This window comes from Xaviernesmea rhizosphaerae, assembly GCF_001938945.1.
Lineage (GTDB): Bacteria > Pseudomonadota > Alphaproteobacteria > Rhizobiales > Rhizobiaceae > Xaviernesmea > Xaviernesmea rhizosphaerae.
Window position 1 is genome coordinate 1 of the sequence record NZ_MKIO01000022.1, and the last position, 18,633, is coordinate 18,633.

The following is an 18,633-nucleotide window of genomic DNA, read 5'->3' on the forward strand; positions in this document are numbered from 1 at the left end:
CCCATGCCCGTCATAGTCTGACCGCAACGAAATCCCCGAACCCATCGCAAACCTCCTGTTTGCGCCATCGATTCAGATTCGGCGCCTTTGGGGAATCCCGAGAGTCGGCATCATTGAGGGTTGGTATAAGACACATTTCGCGATAGGCCAGATAGCGCCTGCCACGAAGGCAACGGCTTCGGCCATATCCCATTTCAAAATAGTCCACATGCTTGCGGAGGCCATCGAAGCAAACACTTCGATCATGTGCGACTACATCGAACAGAAGCACGGCACGGCTGAATTGTGCGACGCGCTGGATAAATCTTGGAATTGTGCATTTACTGATTTTTAACCGCCTACCTCCAGAAATTGAATTCTATTCTGAGTTGGAGATTTGAATTGCCATTTTCCCGCGCTCTTGCTCTTAGCATCCCTTTGGATGAAGCTCCTGATTTAAGGTCGCTGCCCGTGCGAAGGCACGTTGCGTCGCATCCGTTTATTGAAAAACTGCGTGCAGCCGTCCCGTTCGACTTTTTCGCAGTGTCGGGCCTGGATCTCGATGGCTACCGCTTCGGAAGCGGACATTCGATCGACACCGATGTTCCACCAGCTTTTCTCGATGCCTATTACGGCGATGACCTCCTGAAAACCGACCCTTTTGTGATCGCTTCCATGCAGGCAAAGACGGTTGTCATTGAAGAGGAAGTCTACGCGGAGACGCCTCCGCCTCAGCGCTTGCAATATCTTGCGAGGACTTTTGGGGTTCTTAACCGCACTCTGTTTCCGATCCGGCGGGGTGAGGTGGTATTCGGCGCAGTGACCTTCTCGCGTGCGACGCCTTTCTCCGGTGAAGAAATCGAGTTTCTCGTTGAAATCGCGGAGACCACGCACCGCGTCCTGACGCGACCAATCATGGATAAGTTCTCTGCGCAGACCCTAAAGCTGATCGAGGGCGAGATCACCTGCTTGAAATTCGCCAGCCTGGGCAAAACGACGGATGAGATTGCCGTAGCGAGCGGTTACACGCCCGATACGGTGAATAGCTACATGAAGATCGCCATCCGCAAACTCAAGGCTGAAAACCGCGTCCATGCGATCGCGGAGGCAATCCGTCGGGGACTTATCACATAGCGGGCGATCCACCAGAACCCGACTCCACAAAGGGCTGCCTCTATCAGGTGGCCTTTAGGCGTTTTACGATCTCCTAATGATTGAATAGTGGGCAAAATGCGCACTTAATGGGCGATTGCTCAACTGCGTATATTGGTTTTAAGTGCTTCTTCATAGGTTACTCCTAGAACTGGGTGTGCCAGGAGGGGAAGCATGAGAGAGATGGGAACCTGGCTTCAACAAAGCGATTTGCCGCGGAACCCGGTGCTGGCCATCCCCCGACGCCTCGGCAGACATGGAGTGTGTTGTGGGTCTTATGTCTCTTGGCTTCTCGTCCGATGCGAGTGCCGTGCTCGCCGCAATGAACAGGTCTCAGGCGATCATCCAATTTGATCTCACTGGAAAAATTCTGTCCGCCAATAAGAATTTTTGTGCCGCGCTCGGCTATGAGATGAGCGAAATCGTCGGGCAGCATCACAGGATGTTTGTCGATCCGGCTGAGGCCTCGAGCGCGGAATACCACCAGTTCTGGAGCAACCTGTCTGCCGGGAAATTTGATCAACGCGAATGCAGGCGCATTGGAAAGGGCGGGCAGGAAATCTGGATCGCGGCTTCCTACAACCCGGTGTTCAAGCGCGGCAAACCCTACAAAGTGGTGAAGTTCGCGACCGATATCACTGCGCTAAAGCTGAAGAGCGCCGAAGACGCCGGAAAGCTGGACGCCCTGTCTCGGGCTTCGGCCGTGATCGAGTTCACGGCCGCAGGCGAGATTTTGACGGCCAACGAGAACTTTCTCAGCACGCTTGGATATCAGCTGGCTGAAATCAAGGGCAAGCATCACTCCATGTTCTGCGACCCCACCTACACCAGCAGCGAGGATTATCGTCGCTTTTGGACAAGATTGGCAGGGGGCGAGTTCATAGCCGATGAGTTCATGCGCCTTGGGAAGAACGGAAAGAAGGTCTACATCCAAGCCTCATACAACCCGATCTTCGATATGAACGGCAAGGTCTTCAAGGTCGTCAAGTTTGCAACCGACGTCTCGACGCGCGTTGAAAACGTCGATCAGCTTGCCTCCGCGCTGCAAGGACTTGCCGAAGGTGATCTTACCCAGAAACTCGGCACGCCTTTCCTGCCGACGTTGGAAAAGCTTCGGACGGATTTCAACGGCGCCGCATTCAAGCTACGATCTGCGATGGAGACAGTGTCGCAGAACGCCGCTGCTATCGCCGCTGCATCGCAGGAAATCAGAGCAGCCTCCGATGATCTTTCACGCCGCACCGAGCAGCAGGCTGCGTCCGTCGAGGAGACCGCCGCAGCCCTGGAGGAGATCACGACGACCGTATCCGATTCCAGCAGGCGGGCTCGGGAGGCTGGCCAACTCGTCCGCAAGACGAAGGAGAGCGCCGACCGCTCCGGCTTGGTGGTTAAGCAGGCGGTTGAAGCCATGGGTAAGATCGAGGCGTCAGCAGCTGAAATCGCCAATATCATTGGCGTGATCGACGAAATCGCGTTCCAGACGAATCTTCTCGCCTTGAATGCGGGCGTTGAAGCTGCCCGCGCCGGCGAGGCCGGCAAAGGCTTCGCGGTTGTCGCGCAGGAGGTTCGGGAGCTTGCCCAGCGCTCCGCCAAAGCGGCAAAGGAGATCAAAGATCTCATCGGTGCGTCTAACGGCCATGTCAAGAATGGCGTCTCTCTCGTCGGCGAAACCGGCAAGGCATTGGAGGAGATCGTCGGGCAGGTGGTCCATGTCGACAGCAATGTCTGTGCAATCGTGGAAGCCTCCCGAGAACAAGCGACAGGTCTGAAAGAGATCAATATGGCCGTCAACACCATTGACCAGGGCACCCAGCAAAACGCTGCGATGGTCGAGGAGACATCCGCGGCCGCGCATGGTCTGGCGAAAGAAGCCGACGCCCTCTTCCACCTTTTGTCCCAGTTCAATATCGGCGGGACGCATTCCCACCGTGGGGCTCTAAAGAGTGCATCGGCTGCACCTCGCCCGGCGGCCAACGCGGTGCGTCAGATGACAGCCAAGGTTGTTCATGCGTTCCAGGGGAACGCGGCCTTGGCGGGCGGCGACAGCTGGAAGGAGTTCTGATGTCCGCGCCGCCACGAAGCCAGACGGACAGACGGCACTGGGCATTGTCGCATTCCAACTTGGAAGACAGGCATCCTCGTGCCGAAGCGGCCCCTGAACTGATGGGGTGGATGCCCCATCAGTTCGCTCCACCATGCGGCCATGGCGTCAACGCTTGGCCCCACCGACGAAAGCGACGGAATACTTGCCAGGAATAGTCGCGAGCCCCGATTAGGAGGACATGGGTGCCGGTGCCGGCGCCTTCTTCATTGACTTGCAGTATCCGAGCGCTCCAGTAGGGGTAACTCCGACACTGAATTTCTACTGCAATCCCGGACCACTCGATAGCGCCGCACGCAATCATTCAGAGGTGGCTCGGGAAATCTGCACAGGGGGGATAAGTGGAATTTCTGCCTGACTTCGGCTTAGATGCCGGGAACAGGAGATATCATGACGAGACGACCGCGCCGGAACCACAGCCCGGCTTTCAAGGCAAAAGTGGCGCTTGCTGCGATTTGAGGTGAGCAGACACTGGTGGAATTATCCCAGCAGTTCGATGTGCATGCCAATCAGATCAAGCAGTGGAAAGACCAACTCCTTGAGGGTGCGACAGGCGTTTTCGGTGATGAAGCGAAGACGGAACCGGCGGGTCCGACCGTCGATGTGAAAACGCTTCATGCCAAGATCGGCGAACTGACCTTGGAAAACGATTTTTTGTCCGGTGCGCTCGGCAAGGCGGGATTGCTGGGCGGAAAGAAATGATCGACCGCGAGCACAAGCTGTCGGTCGTGAGGCAGGCCAGGCTCCTCGGCTTCAGCCGTGGCAACGTCTACTATTCACCGCGTCCGGTATCCGATGGCGATCTTGCCCTGATGCGCCGGATCGACGAGCTGCATCTCGAATATCCGTTTGCCGGAAGCCGAATGTTGCAAGGGCTTTTGAGAGGAGAAGGGCTTGAGACTGGGCGGCTGCACGTCGCCACGCTGATGAAGAAGATGGGCATCGAGGCGATCTATCGCCGCCCGAACACCTCCAAACCAGCGCCAGGTCACAAAATCTATCCTTACCTCCTGCGCAAGCTGGCGGTCACAAGGCCCAATCAGGTCTGGGCGATGGACCTGACTTACATCCCGATGGCGCGTGGCTTTGTCTACCTCTGCGCCGTCGTGGACTGGTTCAGCCGAAGGGTTCTGTCGTGGCGACTATCGATCACGATGGAGGCGGACTTCTGTATCGAAGCGGTCGAGGAAGCGCTGGCTCGCTATGGAAAACCGGACATATTCAATACGGACCAGGGATCGCAGTTCACATCCATCGACTTCACGGCAGTGCTGAAGAAAGCTGAGGTTGCCATCTCGATGGACGGCAAGGGCGCGTGGCGCGACAATGTCTTCGTCGAACGGCTATGGCGGTCGATCAAATACGAAGAGGTCTACCTCCACGCCTACAAGACGGTGTCCGAGGCACGCGCTGGCATCGGTCGATATCTGACCTTCTACAACGGCCGACGCCCACATTCGTCCCTTGACCGGCAGACACCCGATCAGGCCTACTTCAACACGCTGGCACCAATGATGGTGGCGGCATAATCGAGGCAGAAATCCACTTAGTGAAACGCCCGAAACTGTTCAAACAAACCGAGCCACCTCTCTCCTCCAGCATGATCCGCTTGCGCTCGAACGACAGGGTCAACTGTGATCCGACATGACGCTGCTCGCGCTTGCGCAGGATCTCTCTCAACCGATCCGGCGTCAGATTCAGCGGCCGGTGCAGGTCGTCGGGACGGGCAGGGACGATGGCAAAACGCGCATTGTAGCCTTCCATGAAGCCGGGCAGAAACGCATTGCCGGCCTCCATGGTGCCGATGCCCGATAGCCGCAGCTCCTTGACCAGACGATCTTGCAGCGTCCGGTTCATCCGTTCGACACGACCCTTGGCCTGGCTCGAATTTGCGCAGATAATCTCTATGTTTAACTCGCTAAGCGCACGCCCGAACTGGGTCATGCCCTGGCCACCTTTGGCATCTTTCTTTGCCACCCGGAACACCGAATGCTTGTCCGAATAAAAGGCAATCGGTGCGCCGTGGTGTTTGAGATAGAGCTCCAGCGCCTCGACATAGGTGAAGGCACTTTCCGAGCGCACGAAACGCAACTGCATCAATCTGCCGGTCGCATCATCGACGAACACCAAGAGCGAGCACGGCGGTCCGCGATCCTCGAACCAGCGATGCTCCGAGCCGTCGATCTGCACAAGCTCGCCATAAGCTTCGCGTCGCAGCCGCGGCTGATGAAACGTCCGGCGCTGCTTGCGCGACAGCCACAGCCCACCATCGACCATCCATTTGCGCACCGTCTCGCGGGACAGACGCAATCCGTCTCGGTCAGCCAGTTTCTCCGTCGCTAAGGTCGGCCCGAAATCCGCATAGCGCTCGCGAACCAGCGTCACCGCAAAATCCCGGATGCCATCGCCGATCCGATTGTTCGACGGCCGGCCGATCGCCTTGTGCCGGATCGACGCTGCGCCGCCCGTGCGTATCCGCTCCAGCAGCCGACGCACCTGACGCTCGCTCACGTCAAGCACATGCGCCGCTGACACCGTCGTCATCCGCCCGGCAACGACCTTCGACAAAACCTCAATGCGCTGCAGATCGCGCTCGCTCATCGCTATCAATCCCATCCGCTTGTCTCCCAGGCTTCAACGCCGGGGAGTGTGACATTCCAAATTTGCGGAAACAGGACATTCCAACTTTGCGGCTACACAAGCCGATCGGGTAACTGAAATTATGGAACCTTTCTTCCCCAAATTGCTCTTCGACTTTGGAGGCAGTTGACCTGCACGCACACGATCGCTGCCGAGCTAGCGGTGGAACTCAGGCCTGCCGAGGACGATCAGTGGAATTCAGAGATATCTGCGACCATTCCCGCCGGCTCGACATTTGGAGAGACCCTTGCACGCTGCTCAATGTCAGTGACAAGGGACAAGAGCGCCATCTCGAGGAAATAAGTCGACATCCCAAGTTCAAGGACCTTCGAACGCTGGCATGCAAAGGACACCATCCGTCCGAGCGCCATGATTTCATCGCCATTATCGTGCTGGCTTGTGATGCCATTCTCCGCCGTCATATCGTGCCCCTGTTTTGATCGTCCGGATGAGTGCCCTGTCCTGGCGCATTTTCATCGGATCAAAACAAGCGTCACACGAACGTCAAAGCGGGATTACAGATCATCGTCCCGGGCCATAGCTTCATTCGAAGCTTCGGCGAGCGACTTGGCTAAGGCAACGATCCGTCGACGCACAGCATCGTTCTTGATCCTCGAAAAAGCCTGATTGAGTGCAAAGCCTTCTTTTGAGGAAACGAGCGCCTGAATACCCGCTATCTCGCCGCCATCCGCCTGATTGGGTTCGATAACAGGCGCTGCACCGCTGAACAATGCGCTCACCTCAACGCCCAGTATTCTGGCGATGCTCTGCAGGCGAGACGCTCCAATTCGGTTTGTGCCCTTTTCGTACTTCTGGACCTGCTGAAACGTGACGCCGAGCCTTTCACCTAATGCACTCTGGCTCATACCCATCATTTTCCGACGCATACGGATCTGAGACCCGACATGTACGTCGGTCGGGTTTGGATTTCTCGTTTGCATAGGTCACACTCCAAGTTCACAGTGGGCGGGTTCACAGTGGGCAGGAAAGCAGTTGTCACAAAAGCAACTTAGAATTATATAACGCAAATATCAAATACAATTTAAGGGGGTTCTTTGCCCCTCTACACCCGGACTCTTCTTTTTGTAGTGGTGATCCGCGTGACGCCGTAAAACCTTTACCACACAGCGGATCGCTCCATTCAGGCCAGCAAAGTGGCTCCATCCTCGAACGGGAACCGGTTCGAAACCAAGCCTACGCCAAATCTCCAGGTTTTCCCGATCGAAGACCTCCAAGGGCTCCATGTCAGAAAACTGCGGAACCCAGACGAGCGGGCTCGACCGGCCGACACGACAGGCGTTTTCTAGGAGAACGTTGTTGTAGAGCCGGGCCAAGCGCTTGCCAGTACCAGGCGCCACCGCCACTGGAATTGGATTGCGCAGCACCGCAAAACCCTGCTTCAGCAGAAGCAGAGCCGACGCGTTCAATTGCTTTTTGAGCGTCTCGTTGAATCGATCCCTCGCTCCATCCACCGAAACCGGATCAGCAACGAGAAGTAGTGGTCTGCCAGTCGAGAAAAGACCTGTGACCGTCACGAACTGGTCGACATGAAAGCCGCACTGATGAACGCCAGCGAAACGGCGCGGAGCGCAGTTTTGAACGAAGGCCTTTGGATCTTGCGCGGCGCCATTATCCGGAAATATCTCGATCGCACCCGGTTCCCAGCTGAGGCTCAAGTCCGTCACCCGATATCCGAACAGGGCGAAGCCTCTTGCATCGAGCGCCGCAACAGCGGCCCAGCGTTTCACATCCACGTCTGCTCTTTTTCCGGCAGAGCTTCGTGTCACCACGTCCGAAGCACCGATGAGCCGAAATTGCTGTCCCACCAGTTGATTTCCGCCGGCGATAACCGCCTCGTTGGTGCGCAGCGGCAGCCGAAGATGCCTGGCTATCTCGGCGGCCGGTTCACAACCGGGCGCAGCGATGATCTCGGTGCATTGTCCACTTTGTCCGCAAGCATTTCGAACCTGTACGAGATCCTGAATCCAAGGGCTTGTAATCGAATCCAGCCCGTCAAGGACTGGGACCAGTTCCATGAGGCAGCATAGCTGCAGTTCCTGCACCCATAGCGCAGCCTCTTCGAGGCAGGTGCGACTGACAAAAATATGGACTTTGAGGCCATCAGGCAGAGATGACAGAAGGTTTCCGATGGGAACGAGAGGCGCGAACGCGTTGCTTTCCGAGCGGTCCTTGTTGAAAAAAGCAGCGGGGATAGCAAGTGCCAGCTCGTGGAGAAGTCCACCACAATCCGAAACGAGGGCGGGTCCGTTTAAAGAGTTCAACGAGCGGCATCCGACGCCGACATCCGTCGCCGGAGCTCGTCAAAGAATATCGTGTTCTGAAAGGTCCAGGCGCGTGAGGCCTGAGGAAAAGGCGCACAGTCCGCCAGCATGCTGACCAGGCGCTCGGCGTCGCGACGTTTTACAGACACCGTATTCGCCGCCAGGATGGCCAGATGTCCCTTTCCGAGCCCCGCTTGCGCGACAATTGACCTCCATGTCCGCCTATGAAAGTGAAGGCTTCTTGCAGCCTTGAGCAATAAATCCACGTCGGCGGCGCCTAAGATATCTGCGGCATCAGCAATGGTCGCCTCGGCGTCGACCAAGGCTATAGAAAGAGGACGATAGCCAAGCTCGGCCGGCGCGTGGGAAATCGCCACATCCCCATCGCAGACGCGTCGACCGTCCCTGTAAGCCTCGAAAATCTCGCCAATACCAATCATTCCGAACGGGGCGCATTCTGCAGCTCGCAACGCGCCCATACTGGCACCGCCGACGATGACCACCCCTTCCGTCAGTGCATAAAGTATTTCCTTGTGCCAAACGGCCGCGCTATTCCCATAAAACCCGTCAATCAGGCCAATGACTTTTGCACCTGCTTGAACGGCAGCCAAAAGGTCGCCGGAAGCAGCAGGCGGCCGAAAGGCAATGTCGAGCCTCGCCGTATCAAGGCCAAAGATCGACGGGCCTGCAAAAACGATCGGTTTCATGGACGAGCCCGCCTGAACAGGAACTGTTCCAGCACCGCAGGCTTCATTCGCTGCAGACCTGGCCCCGTCGCATTGAGACCCTTGGCCAGCGTGCGAACCACATGCAACCCTTCAACACCCGTCGTCAGTGGAAACAGGTAGATATCGTCGACACCGACTGCAAAGAGGTGGTCAGCCAGTGGTTGCCACATCGGCGCAGCTAATTTGCTGGTGAACGTGACGCAAGGAAAGCCATTTTCAACCGGATCGCGAGGCGGGCGCTTCGCATCTATCTCGTGATCCATCTGATAGCGGTTGGGAGACAAGTCGTCACGAGCGCCACTAATGTCGGTCAGGCGTGCCTGTATGGCCTCTAAAAGTGCGGCAAGTGCCGCATCGTGAACGGTCAGGCGACATGCAACGCCTGCCGAGTGGCGGACCGTTGGCCCTTCGACCGTCAGAATTGACCGCCTGAGACTTGCCATGACGACCGGAATACCGATATCCGTCGTCAGATTGAAGAAGTCGACCGAAAGCCCGCGTTCCGAAATATGGGCCATGAGCAAGTCGAGCGCCGGATTCACTGCTCGCTTCAGCGTGATTGGGCCAGACGCCGCGATCCGGGTTTCAAAGGCGTCGATGAGAAAGCAGGCGTCATTCTCGACCAGTTCCAGCAAAGCATGCAGGATGGCGCGATCATAATCGAAACCAGCCGCCAGCCCCTCAGAGCTCATATGAAACGCGCGCCTGTCCCAAGGAAAATCAGCACGGAAGTCCAGCCCAATCAGTTCATATGGCGCAAAGACATCATTGCCGTGGCGAACAGAACGGCCCCTCACCCAGGCACGCTCCTGATGTCCGTCTAGATTGTCGACGTTGACACGCCCCAATGTTTCGAGGGGAATGACGTCGACCCCTCTTGCTCGCATCGCCTCCAAGGAGTCGATGCTGACAATATGGCTTTGCGTGTCTTCCGCGACTGCCCCCTCGATCGCTTCCATGACAGCCGAGATCCGCGCCTGTTCAACCGTCAGCCCCTTGCCCTGAGCGACCGATAACCCCCGGGAATTCGGCCGTGTCGCAAACCAGACCGGAACACCGATAATATCGAGATCCGTCACGTCGCCTATACGTGTTATCCCGAACCGCTTGAGCAGTTCGGGATCGATTGAGGGGTGGGACTGAGCATGAAGTTCCGATTTCGGGTGCCCCCCCGAAATCGAACGAGACGCGAGCCATGGATCAGGGTGCTGCATTCGGTGTGTCGGCAAGGATCGCTTCGAACAGCTCGCCTGCGGCCGGTCCGGACGGCCCAACGGCTTGCAATGCACTTTCAAGCGGCGATTGCGATTTGCGGTTGAAGTCCCAGCCAGCATCGATGACATCACCAACGAAAGCAAAATCAGCCTCGGACACGACAGCACCGCCGGCGATCAATGCCTCGATCCCCTGGATTTGCACATCATCCAGGCCTGTCTCCGGCTTGCCGTCCTGGTTGAGCAGCATCGCCTTTGCCGCAGCCGCAACACGTGCGTAACCGTCAATACCCTCATGCTCTGCTTCGTAGGCAATGATTGCCTCGTGTGAAACAGTCGCAACCCGCAACGGGCTGGTCCTGACAAAAAGAACGCCCGAGCCTTTTTTCCCGATGATATAAAACTGTGAACTTGCCATGATGACCTCTATTTGATGCCTGCCAACCGGAGGGCGTTACAGAAATTCTCATTTGCCGCGGGATCGCGATCCGGCGACAAGGCTGCAATGTCCCGGGCGCTCATGCCAGGGTAGTTTTCCCTTAAACGCCCCGCGCAACGGCGTGCGTTATCCAGATCGCCGCTGAGCGCGTGGCTCGCAGTCAGGATCCGCAGTGCGGGTTCATCGTTATTCATATGTGAGCATAAGTTGACGGCGCCGATGTAATCCTTCCTGTCAAATGCGATACTGGCACCGGCCCACCAGTAGATGTCTGGCGCTAGCGGGTTGAGATCGATTGCGCTTTGAAATTTTTCCCAGGCGGTCTCGCAGTCGCCGAAATGCGCCAGCGCATCGGCGTGTTGGAGCAAAAGGTCTGCCGAGTTTGGCGCCAAAGCTTCGGCTTCGAAGAATTTTTCGGCCGATCGGTCGAAATCTCTCTGGTACAGCGCCACAACGGCCTCCATCCAGAAGCCGACCCCAAGAGCGGGATCGATCTCCCTCGATGCCTCAGCTTCGGCTTTGGCACGATGCAGGAGATGGGGATCGTTGCCACCGAGCATCAGCCATTCCAGTTGCAGCGTCTGGGCAATCCGAGCCCGTGCTGCAGCAAGACTGTGGTCAAGATCAATCGCCCTCCTAAACAACGAGCGCGCGCGCCTGATAAACGGCAGGTCGCACCTCCCATTGAGGAGCTGCTGACCTTCAAGCATTAACCTGTAAGCCTCGCCATTGTGTTGGCGCCCTGGTTCGATCTGAATTCGCTCGATCTCATGTGCCAATGCGATCGCGACCTGTTTTGACAGAACGCGGAAGGCTGAGTGGATGTGACGTTCTGCAAGGACAATTTCCAGAGACCAGACGATCTCGCCGCCCTGCTCATCGATGAGCGACACGGACAGGCGTGCGTCATCGAACACCCGCGCGACAACCCGATAGTCAACCCGCAGAAGTGAGTATCGATCATCACATGTGTCCGTTTCGAAGGCGAAAGTGCTGTGCGGCGCAAGGACAGAAAAGGAGCGAAAGCGCGCGAGGCTATTGGCAACATCCTCCATGAACGCCCGTATGCCCCCTGCTGGAGGGCGACCATCGAGCCGAGCGGGACGGAGGAAAGCCACCCTCGCCAGCTTTCGCCGTGGCCTATCGCCTAAATTTCCATCGCGATCTTTGTCATAGCTGCTAACGGAGGCCGATCTCAGGCGCCTATGCAGCGCAAACGTTGCCGCCTCAGGCACCCGCCCATCGGCACGAAGTTCGTGCTGCAAGGCTTCAAAAATCTTGTTGCTCTCCAAGACATTGCCCGCCCGTGCATAGGCAGACATTGCAGCTTGATAAGTTTCTTCTCGATCAGGCTCCAGACGGACGGCTGCCGCCGTCAATTTTGCGATATCCGCACCCTTGCCCGCGCCAAAGCGCGTGAGCTCGTCCATTAGCTGCACATAGGCTGAAAAGAACAGATCCTTGAGACGGCGCCGCTCCGAAAGGAGCCAAAGGTACAAGTGATGCTGCCCGACATCGAGTCCTTGCAAGAGCTCTCCGCCAACGGCGAGGAGCGCATCCGAACGTTCTGCCGGGGCGTCAAAATTCAAGCTTCGCAGGAACCGTCCGAGGTCTGACGTCTCCGCGAGGTGGCCTGCGAGCAGGTTGTTTCCGTCTCCCTTCACAAATCCATCGGAGCTTCCCGTCAAATTCCGCATACGCAGAATCAATTGACGCAAATTGCCAAGAGCACGCTTATGCTCGACATCTTCCCACAAAAGGGATGCCGCAGTCTGTCGGGACAGAGTCTGATGAGGCGCCAGAAGCAGGGCAGCTAGCAAAATATAGGCTTTTGCCGGGAAAAACTCGGCACTCGTCCCGCCATAATGCGGTAACCCAAACAGTCTGAGTTGCATTTGATCAGCTTCGTCGGCCAATGAGTCGCCCCCGTTTTACGTTATTTAACTATGCCTAACGAAGAATGGAAAGGTGGCCATCATCACAATTTGACGTTGGCGTGACGCTGTTGAGCACATCGTGGAGGCGCAGCTATCCTGGAAGAGACCAGGCCAGTCGTTTATAGAGAAGAGCTCGATGATCGCGTTCAATAAACCATTTCTGGTATTCAACCATATGACACAGCCGTACCAGAGAGCTGATGACGTCGGATACGCGATCACCGAGTTTCTGTGGTCTAAGGGGCGGCCATTTTATCCAGTATCCGCTTTGGCACACGCAAGGGTCAGCGAAGTCAATCTTGCTTCCGTGGCATGCACCAGGTACGACGACGACAACCTGGATCTGATCTTCCAGATGCCCAAGTCAGGTGGAGGTCATTTCTTTGAGATTGTCCTACGATCGAACGAAAGCACGGCTTATGGTGGCTGGGCCTGGGGCGAAAAACTCAGTTTCGTCGACCGTTTCGTGAATGGCTATCGTGTTTTGACAGCTTTCATTGAAGGTCAGGAGGTATCATTCGAATACTCTTCCCGCTGGCACCGTTACCGCGCGAATTGCGATATACCCGTTAGCAAGTCTTTGCGTTACAGCGGACGGGAAGTCACAGAGGAAGCCAACTATTCGAAGAACGTCGTAAGACAAGCGACATTTTAATAGCATCACTGCGAAAATCATCTGAGAATAGCGAAACTGTCCTGAGATATTTCAGTAGCTTGTGAAGCAAGATCGTTTGCGACGACGACAATGGAGATCGCTTTGCGCGAGCATGACAGCCGAGCTGATATTAGCGATAAACTATTATATGGCCAGCTTTAAGCGGCCAAAATTCCGGGATGTGCCCGCCCCTCGCCTCCGCGCAAGACGTCCACCGGTGGCAGGTTAAACTGAACTATACCGGGCTGCGGGCGCTGCAAGTGACCGTCTGGAGAGCATCCAGCTGTGAGAAAATTCGCCGCTCGATAGACGCCGACACCTATGACACCCTGCCAATGCGTGGGGAGCGCTAGGAGGACGGGATGTGTAACCTTTACAATGTGAGCACGAACCAGGAGGCGTTGCGCGCTTTCCGCCAGGCGCTTGATCGTCTCGGCAACCTTGAGCCATCATTCGATATCTATCCCGACCGCCCGGCGCCGGTCCTGCGACGCGCAGACGATGGCGAGGCCTGGGATTGGCTCACCTGGGGCATGCCCACGCCGCCCTCGGTCCTGGGCGACAAGCCAGATACGGGCGTCACCAACATCCGCAACGTGTCCTCGCCGCACTGGCGCCGCTGGCTCGGGCCCGAGAACCGTTGCGTCGTGCCGTGGACGACCTTCTGCGAGTGGGAGGACACCAAGCCGAAGAAGCGCAAGCGCTGGTTTGCGATCAGCGAAGAAAGGCCCCTCGCCTTCTTCGCCGGCATTTGGACAGGATGGAAAGGGACGCGCGGATCCATGAAGAATCCACGCGAGGGTGAGCATCAGCTATATGGCTTTCTGACCACGGAACCGAATGCCGTGGTGAAGCCGATCCACCCGAAGGCGATGCCGGTCATTCTCACCACGGCCGAGGAGGTCGATGTCTGGATGCGGGCCGACTGGGCCGAGGCGAAGGGGCTTCAGCGGCCTCTACCGGATGACGGGCTACTCCTTCTGCCGGTGGAGAGTTGAAGATAAACATCTCGTAAAATGGCGCCATCTCCGCCAGCATGCCAGCAGAAAAATTTAAAATCGCGAGGATCTAGCAAACGATGGCGTCAGACTGGAGGGACCGTCAGAAGAGCATCATAGACCACGAAAACCCTTTGCCAGCCCGCCTTCCATTATGGGGGATAGCTTATTCTGTCATCGTCTGGCTGATGCTCATCGCCATAGGTGTGTTGCTGGTTGCTCGATGCGCAGGCGCTGTTGAGATCTGCTCAGGCGGGCACCGTGCAGAACGAAAGGTAACCTGTGTCGTGGACGGTGATACGATCTGGCAACGCGGCACAAAAATGAGATTGCTGGATATCGATGCACCGGAGACGTCGGGTGCGGAATGCCCGCGAGAAAAAGCTTTGGGAGAAAAGGCCAAGCTCAGGCTGCAGGAACTGATGGGCGAAGGCTACAGGGTATCGAACAGCGGCCAGACGGACCGAACTTCTGATCATCGCGCACTTGTACGGGTTATTCTTCGCGATGGTAGAGACGCCGGCAGAGAGCTTATCAGAGAAGGTCTTGCTCAACCTTGGCCGAATAAGGGAAATGTATGGTGCGGATCATAACCGCCACCATTCCGATAAAACGCGTCGTCTACATCCAAGCTTGCTACAAGGGGATGGCGGTCAATCGGCCGCCACGAAGCAAGGTAGTCAGAGACCCGGTCCGTTCGTCCTTTTTCTGTTCGTCGCAGGTTCATGGGCCGCTCCAACGTCGTTCGCCGCCATCTCTATCAGCTAGACCAGAAGTGGGCGCCGCTGTGTCAGCACCATTCGCGCCATATCGGCGAGCATACTTGCGATGTATTCTCATACCTGTTCGTTCATTCTAGAAATTTCCGTTTATCAACGAACGCATGCAACACGGATAGCTCAACCCAGGGATCGCCTTAAGCAGGAAAATGCTGAAAAGAACGTCTACGTGAGCCCTTCACCACACATGCAAACAACTGCCTTCGGGGCAGCCTGATATCAGACCGTGTGTTGTGGAGATGCAACCTCGCCAGCCTAGACCCTCTCGACTTCGGGTAGCATATGTGTTGAAAATTCCCTCGGGGACTTCTGGGGGCAATCATGAAATTCCGGACCATGGCCGTCGCATTGGCGGCAGGCGTAGCGTTGTCTTTGGCGGGCTGCCAATCGCTCACCTATGACCAGTTTCGGCAGAACCCGAAGGCGGTGAGCAAGGCACAGCTCTGCCGCACGCTCGTGGAAACACAAGACATCGGCTTTGCGCGGCTCATCGTTGCAGAACTCGCGCGGCGCGGGATTGACTACCGGATCTGCCCGGCCATGGTCATGCAGCAAAACCAGGCCGCAGCAACTGTCGCTGCCGTCGCGCTTGCAGGAACAGCCGTGGCCGTGTGTACGAACTACGATTGCTCGGCACCGGGCTACGGCCCCTCTTCCTACCGAACCTATGACGGGAACTGCCAGCATCCGTGGCAGAGAGACATTCGTGGAAATCGATGCGGGGCGAGATCGGCGGATAGCCGCCCTGGGGGGGCGGTAGATGTTCAACAATTGCAAACCAATGAGCCATAATTCGGTGGCTGGAACTCCAGGAGGCACGCATCAGAAAAAGGGCTGGCGTCTCAGACGTGCCTCAGCTCTCATCCTGCCCCTTTTGCCGATCATGGCAGCGCTGACGGGGTGTGGATCAATCACAGTTCCCGCGGCCGTTAAAATGGCGAATGGCGAAGCGCTGGTTGGAACCACTACGGCGGCAATCAGCGGCGGCACGTTTCAGGTTTCAAGCCTAAGCGGTCGCGTAGTCTGCTCAGGCAATTATGACGCTCTCGACACTCGCCCGGTTATCTCAGCACCTGTCAAATGCAATGACGGCCGCTTTGGGACGATAACTGTTCAGCGCGCACCGGATGGCGGCTCCGGGACCGGCACAGTCACGCTTGCAGATGGCTCCACCGGCAATGTCGCATTCGGCCGAGCAGCCGCATCGGTCCTTATGGTCGACAGCTCTCCCACAGCCGCGGACGAATTTGCTCTAAGTGGCGCTTCGGCGCGCCAATATACAGGCAATTGCCCTACTCCAGAAAGCTTCGATTCAGCTGGTCGCCGCTGTGGCGCTAGAAGCGCCGCGTCTCGCGCCGGCGGCTACGATGGATACGGGAACTGGGCAAACTCCTCCTACAGCGGTGGGTCGGTGTACGTCGGCGGCTATTATCGGAAGAATGGAACTTACGTGCGCGGACATACTCGCCGACGATGAACATCGGCGATCGGCCTACCGTGCGCGGCCTGCTTCAGAACGAACGCAATTTGCGCTTCCGTAACCTTCGACGCTTTCATGGAATTCTCCTCGTCCCATCACCGGGATCATAAGTGGAAAATTCCAGTTCAAACTGGCCTAATTTGCCGGGAGCACATCACCTGGTATTAGGTTCATGAAAAACTACGTTCGCGGGCAATAAACCCGCGAGAAATGAACATCAGCCAGCTCCTCGGAGTTGCAATCCGCGCCACGCCCCAAAAGCTTTGTCACGCTTCAAATGCCGCCGTCAAGGTGACGGTGACCTGAGCCCCTGAACTTCCTCAAGAATTTGGTAGAGACCGTCAAGTATTTTAGGCAACCGCCGGGCTTGGCCTGTTAGGCGAAGGCATAAAAATCAGTCACCAATTTCGTTGAACACCAGCTGGACTTTCACACTTCGCGAACGATCGCTAGCAAGCTCGAACGCTTCTCGCGCCTGTTCAAAAGGTAGAGTAGCGCTGATGAGCGGTTTCACATCTATCAATTCCCTTCCCATCAGTTCGACTGCGAGCTGGAATTCTTCGTGGAAACGGAAGGTCCCCCTCAGCTGCAGCTCCTTTGCAACGACGGCGTTAATCGGCAGCGTCGCTTCACCGCCAAGCCCCAGTTGCACGATCACACCGCCCGGGCGCAGTGTATCCAGTGCAGACACCAGCGCTGATTGATTGCCGGAGGCTTCGAACAGGACATCGAATGTCCCTTTGTTGGCACGGTAGGGCTCAAGTACACCGTCATTGCTACTGACATTCACCGCCTCATCCGCACCGATGCGGATCGCAAGCTCGAGCGGAGCCTCCGCGACATCGGTAATGACAATACGCGTGGCACCGGCCCGTCGAGCGACGAGTAGGCTCAGCATGCCGATGGGCCCAGCGCCGGTGATGAGCACTTGCTTGCCAAGCAAAGGCCCCGCCTGACGCGCGGCGCGGAGGCATACCGCCAGAGGCTCGGCCATCGCAGCCTCCCGCATTGATAGCGCATCATCAATGAGCAAAGGCTGTGATGCATGAACTGTCACACCTTCGCGAAACCCGCCCTGGACGTGCGGGTTGCGCATGGCGCTGCCCATGAAACGCATATCAACGCACTGGTTCTGCATTCCTAGCGCGCAGTAGCGGCAATGACCACAAGGGCGGCTTGGATTAACGGCAACCCGCATGCCGGGAACCAGATGCGACACGTCACTCCCGACATTTGTGACTACGCCCGAGAATTCATGGCCAAGGGCCATCGGCGCGCGCAGGCGCACCGCGCCGAAGCCGCCATTGTGATAATAGTGCAGGTCCGACCCACAGATGCCGCCAACCGAAACGGCCACTCGAACCTGATCGGGTTGCAGAAGCTCCTCAGGGACCTCTTCGATGCGCAGATCTTTCGGCGCGTGGATGACTACTCCTCGCATGACTGCTCCTCCCTCATATTTTGTTTAATGCTCAAAGGACCGCCAGCATTCCGCCATCGACATAGATGATCTGGCCATTAATGTAGTCGGACGCACCGGATGACAGAAAGACGGCGGCGCCGATCAGCTCTTCCGGCTTCCCCCAGCGTTTCGATGGGGTTCGCCCCTTCACCCAAGCATCGAATTCCGCATTTTCGATCAGGGCCTGGTTCATATCGGTCAGCATGTAGCCGGGGCCGATGGCGTTGGCCTGAATGCCATATTGCGCCCATTCCGCCGCCATGGCGCGGGTCAGCATCTTGATTCCCCCCTTGGCAACCGTGTAGGGCGCGACGGTCGCGCGCGCGAGTTCGCTGGTGAGCGAACCGATGTTGACGATCTTGCCGTGTCCGCGCGGTATCATGCGTTTCGCGGCCTCTCGTCCGATCATGAAGGCGCTGGTGAGGTTGGTGTCGATCACCCGCTGCCAATCCGCAGTATCAAGCTCGACTATCGGTTTGCGATATTGAATACCGGCATTGTTGACAAGGATGTCGACCGCGATCCCCGCCTGATCGAGTGCGGCAAAAGCCGCCTTGATCTCCTCTTCCGACGTCACGTTGAAGGACGCGGCCTCAGCCGCGTAGCCAGCGCTCCGCAACTCTTGAACGGTCTTTGCGACCCGCACCGGGTCGGTCCCGTTGATGAGAATCCGCGCCCCCGCTTCGGCGAGCCCTTCGGCCATGGCCCGGCCGAGACCACGCGATGACCCGGTCACTAGCGCGGTCCGCCCCTTGATTTCGAATAGTGATTGCATGTTCATCGGGTT

Annotated in this window: 15 protein-coding genes and 2 pseudogenes; 7 read left to right on the forward strand and 10 right to left on the reverse strand. The window is 57.2% G+C overall.

Annotated elements, in window-relative coordinates; genetic code table 11:
- Positions 1-381 precede the first annotated feature (381 nt).
- The 3 genes and pseudogenes from BJF92_RS06470 (at position 382) to BJF92_RS06485 (ending at position 4,761) form a co-directional block, all read left to right on the forward strand.
- A complete protein-coding gene (locus BJF92_RS06470) occupies positions 382-1,113 on the forward strand; it encodes a helix-turn-helix transcriptional regulator (RefSeq protein ID WP_075633974.1) in 732 nt (243 codons plus the stop codon).
- A 295-nt stretch (positions 1,114-1,408) separates the two neighbouring features.
- On the forward strand, positions 1,409-3,193 hold the full coding sequence (locus BJF92_RS06475) for a methyl-accepting chemotaxis protein (protein ID WP_245294685.1): 1,785 nt from the start codon (positions 1,409-1,411) through the stop codon (positions 3,191-3,193).
- Positions 3,194-3,622: 429 nt separating this feature from the next.
- Positions 3,623-4,761: pseudogene (locus BJF92_RS06485) on the forward strand (IS3 family transposase).
- Between the two features lie 61 nt (positions 4,762-4,822).
- Here BJF92_RS06485 and BJF92_RS06490 read toward each other — a convergent pair.
- From BJF92_RS06490 to BJF92_RS06525, 8 genes and pseudogenes are all read right to left on the reverse strand, one after another.
- Positions 4,823-5,848, reverse strand: a pseudogene (locus BJF92_RS06490) (ISNCY family transposase); the annotation flags it as partial.
- A 212-nt stretch (positions 5,849-6,060) separates the two neighbouring features.
- A complete protein-coding gene (locus tag BJF92_RS06495) occupies positions 6,061-6,294 on the reverse strand; it encodes a hypothetical protein (protein WP_075633977.1) in 234 nt (77 codons plus the stop codon).
- Positions 6,295-6,387: 93 nt separating this feature from the next.
- On the reverse strand, positions 6,388-6,813 hold the full coding sequence (locus BJF92_RS06500; protein WP_075633978.1) for a helix-turn-helix domain-containing protein: 426 nt from the start codon (positions 6,811-6,813) through the stop codon (positions 6,388-6,390).
- Between the two features lie 90 nt (positions 6,814-6,903).
- Complete coding sequence (locus BJF92_RS25065) at positions 6,904-8,154, reverse strand: hypothetical protein (RefSeq protein WP_143523947.1); 1,251 nt, start codon at positions 8,152-8,154, stop codon at positions 6,904-6,906.
- A complete protein-coding gene (locus BJF92_RS06510) occupies positions 8,151-8,861 on the reverse strand; it encodes a TfuA-like protein (RefSeq protein ID WP_075633980.1) in 711 nt (236 codons plus the stop codon). The genes BJF92_RS25065 and BJF92_RS06510 overlap by 4 nt, the downstream gene beginning before the upstream one ends.
- Positions 8,858-10,111, reverse strand: a complete 1,254-nt coding sequence (locus BJF92_RS06515; protein WP_280938373.1) for a YcaO-like family protein — start codon at positions 10,109-10,111, stop codon at positions 8,858-8,860. Before BJF92_RS06515 ends, BJF92_RS06510 begins: the two co-directional genes overlap by 4 nt.
- The gene (locus tag BJF92_RS06520) at positions 10,083-10,514 is read right to left on the reverse strand and encodes a hypothetical protein (RefSeq protein WP_075633981.1); all 432 of its coding nucleotides are present in this window, start codon (positions 10,512-10,514) and stop codon (positions 10,083-10,085) included. The genes BJF92_RS06515 and BJF92_RS06520 overlap by 29 nt, the downstream gene beginning before the upstream one ends.
- A gap of 8 nt (positions 10,515-10,522) precedes the next feature.
- Positions 10,523-12,430, reverse strand: a complete 1,908-nt coding sequence (locus tag BJF92_RS06525) for a BTAD domain-containing putative transcriptional regulator (protein WP_078057885.1) — start codon at positions 12,428-12,430, stop codon at positions 10,523-10,525.
- A 178-nt stretch (positions 12,431-12,608) separates the two neighbouring features.
- Here BJF92_RS06525 and BJF92_RS06530 point away from each other — a divergent pair, with 178 nt between their 5' ends.
- From BJF92_RS06530 to BJF92_RS25730, 4 genes are all read left to right on the forward strand, one after another.
- Positions 12,609-13,127 carry a hypothetical protein gene (locus tag BJF92_RS06530; protein WP_143523948.1) on the forward strand — a complete coding sequence of 173 codons (519 nt, stop codon included), beginning with the start codon at positions 12,609-12,611 and terminating at the stop codon, positions 13,125-13,127.
- Positions 13,128-13,489: 362 nt separating this feature from the next.
- Positions 13,490-14,125 (forward strand): SOS response-associated peptidase, encoded by a 636-nt coding sequence (locus BJF92_RS06535; protein WP_075633983.1) that lies wholly within the window; start codon positions 13,490-13,492, stop codon positions 14,123-14,125.
- Positions 14,126-14,205: 80 nt separating this feature from the next.
- Positions 14,206-14,718 (forward strand): thermonuclease family protein, encoded by a 513-nt coding sequence (locus tag BJF92_RS06540; RefSeq protein WP_078057886.1) that lies wholly within the window; start codon positions 14,206-14,208, stop codon positions 14,716-14,718.
- A gap of 507 nt (positions 14,719-15,225) precedes the next feature.
- Positions 15,226-15,696, forward strand: a complete 471-nt coding sequence (locus BJF92_RS25730; RefSeq protein ID WP_075633984.1) for a hypothetical protein — start codon at positions 15,226-15,228, stop codon at positions 15,694-15,696.
- A gap of 1,082 nt (positions 15,697-16,778) precedes the next feature.
- Here BJF92_RS25730 and BJF92_RS06550 read toward each other — a convergent pair.
- Positions 16,779-17,825 (reverse strand): L-idonate 5-dehydrogenase, encoded by a 1,047-nt coding sequence (locus BJF92_RS06550; RefSeq protein ID WP_075633985.1) that lies wholly within the window; start codon positions 17,823-17,825, stop codon positions 16,779-16,781.
- A 31-nt stretch (positions 17,826-17,856) separates the two neighbouring features.
- A complete protein-coding gene (locus BJF92_RS06555; RefSeq protein ID WP_075633986.1) occupies positions 17,857-18,627 on the reverse strand; it encodes an SDR family oxidoreductase in 771 nt (256 codons plus the stop codon).
- Positions 18,628-18,633 lie beyond the last annotated feature (6 nt).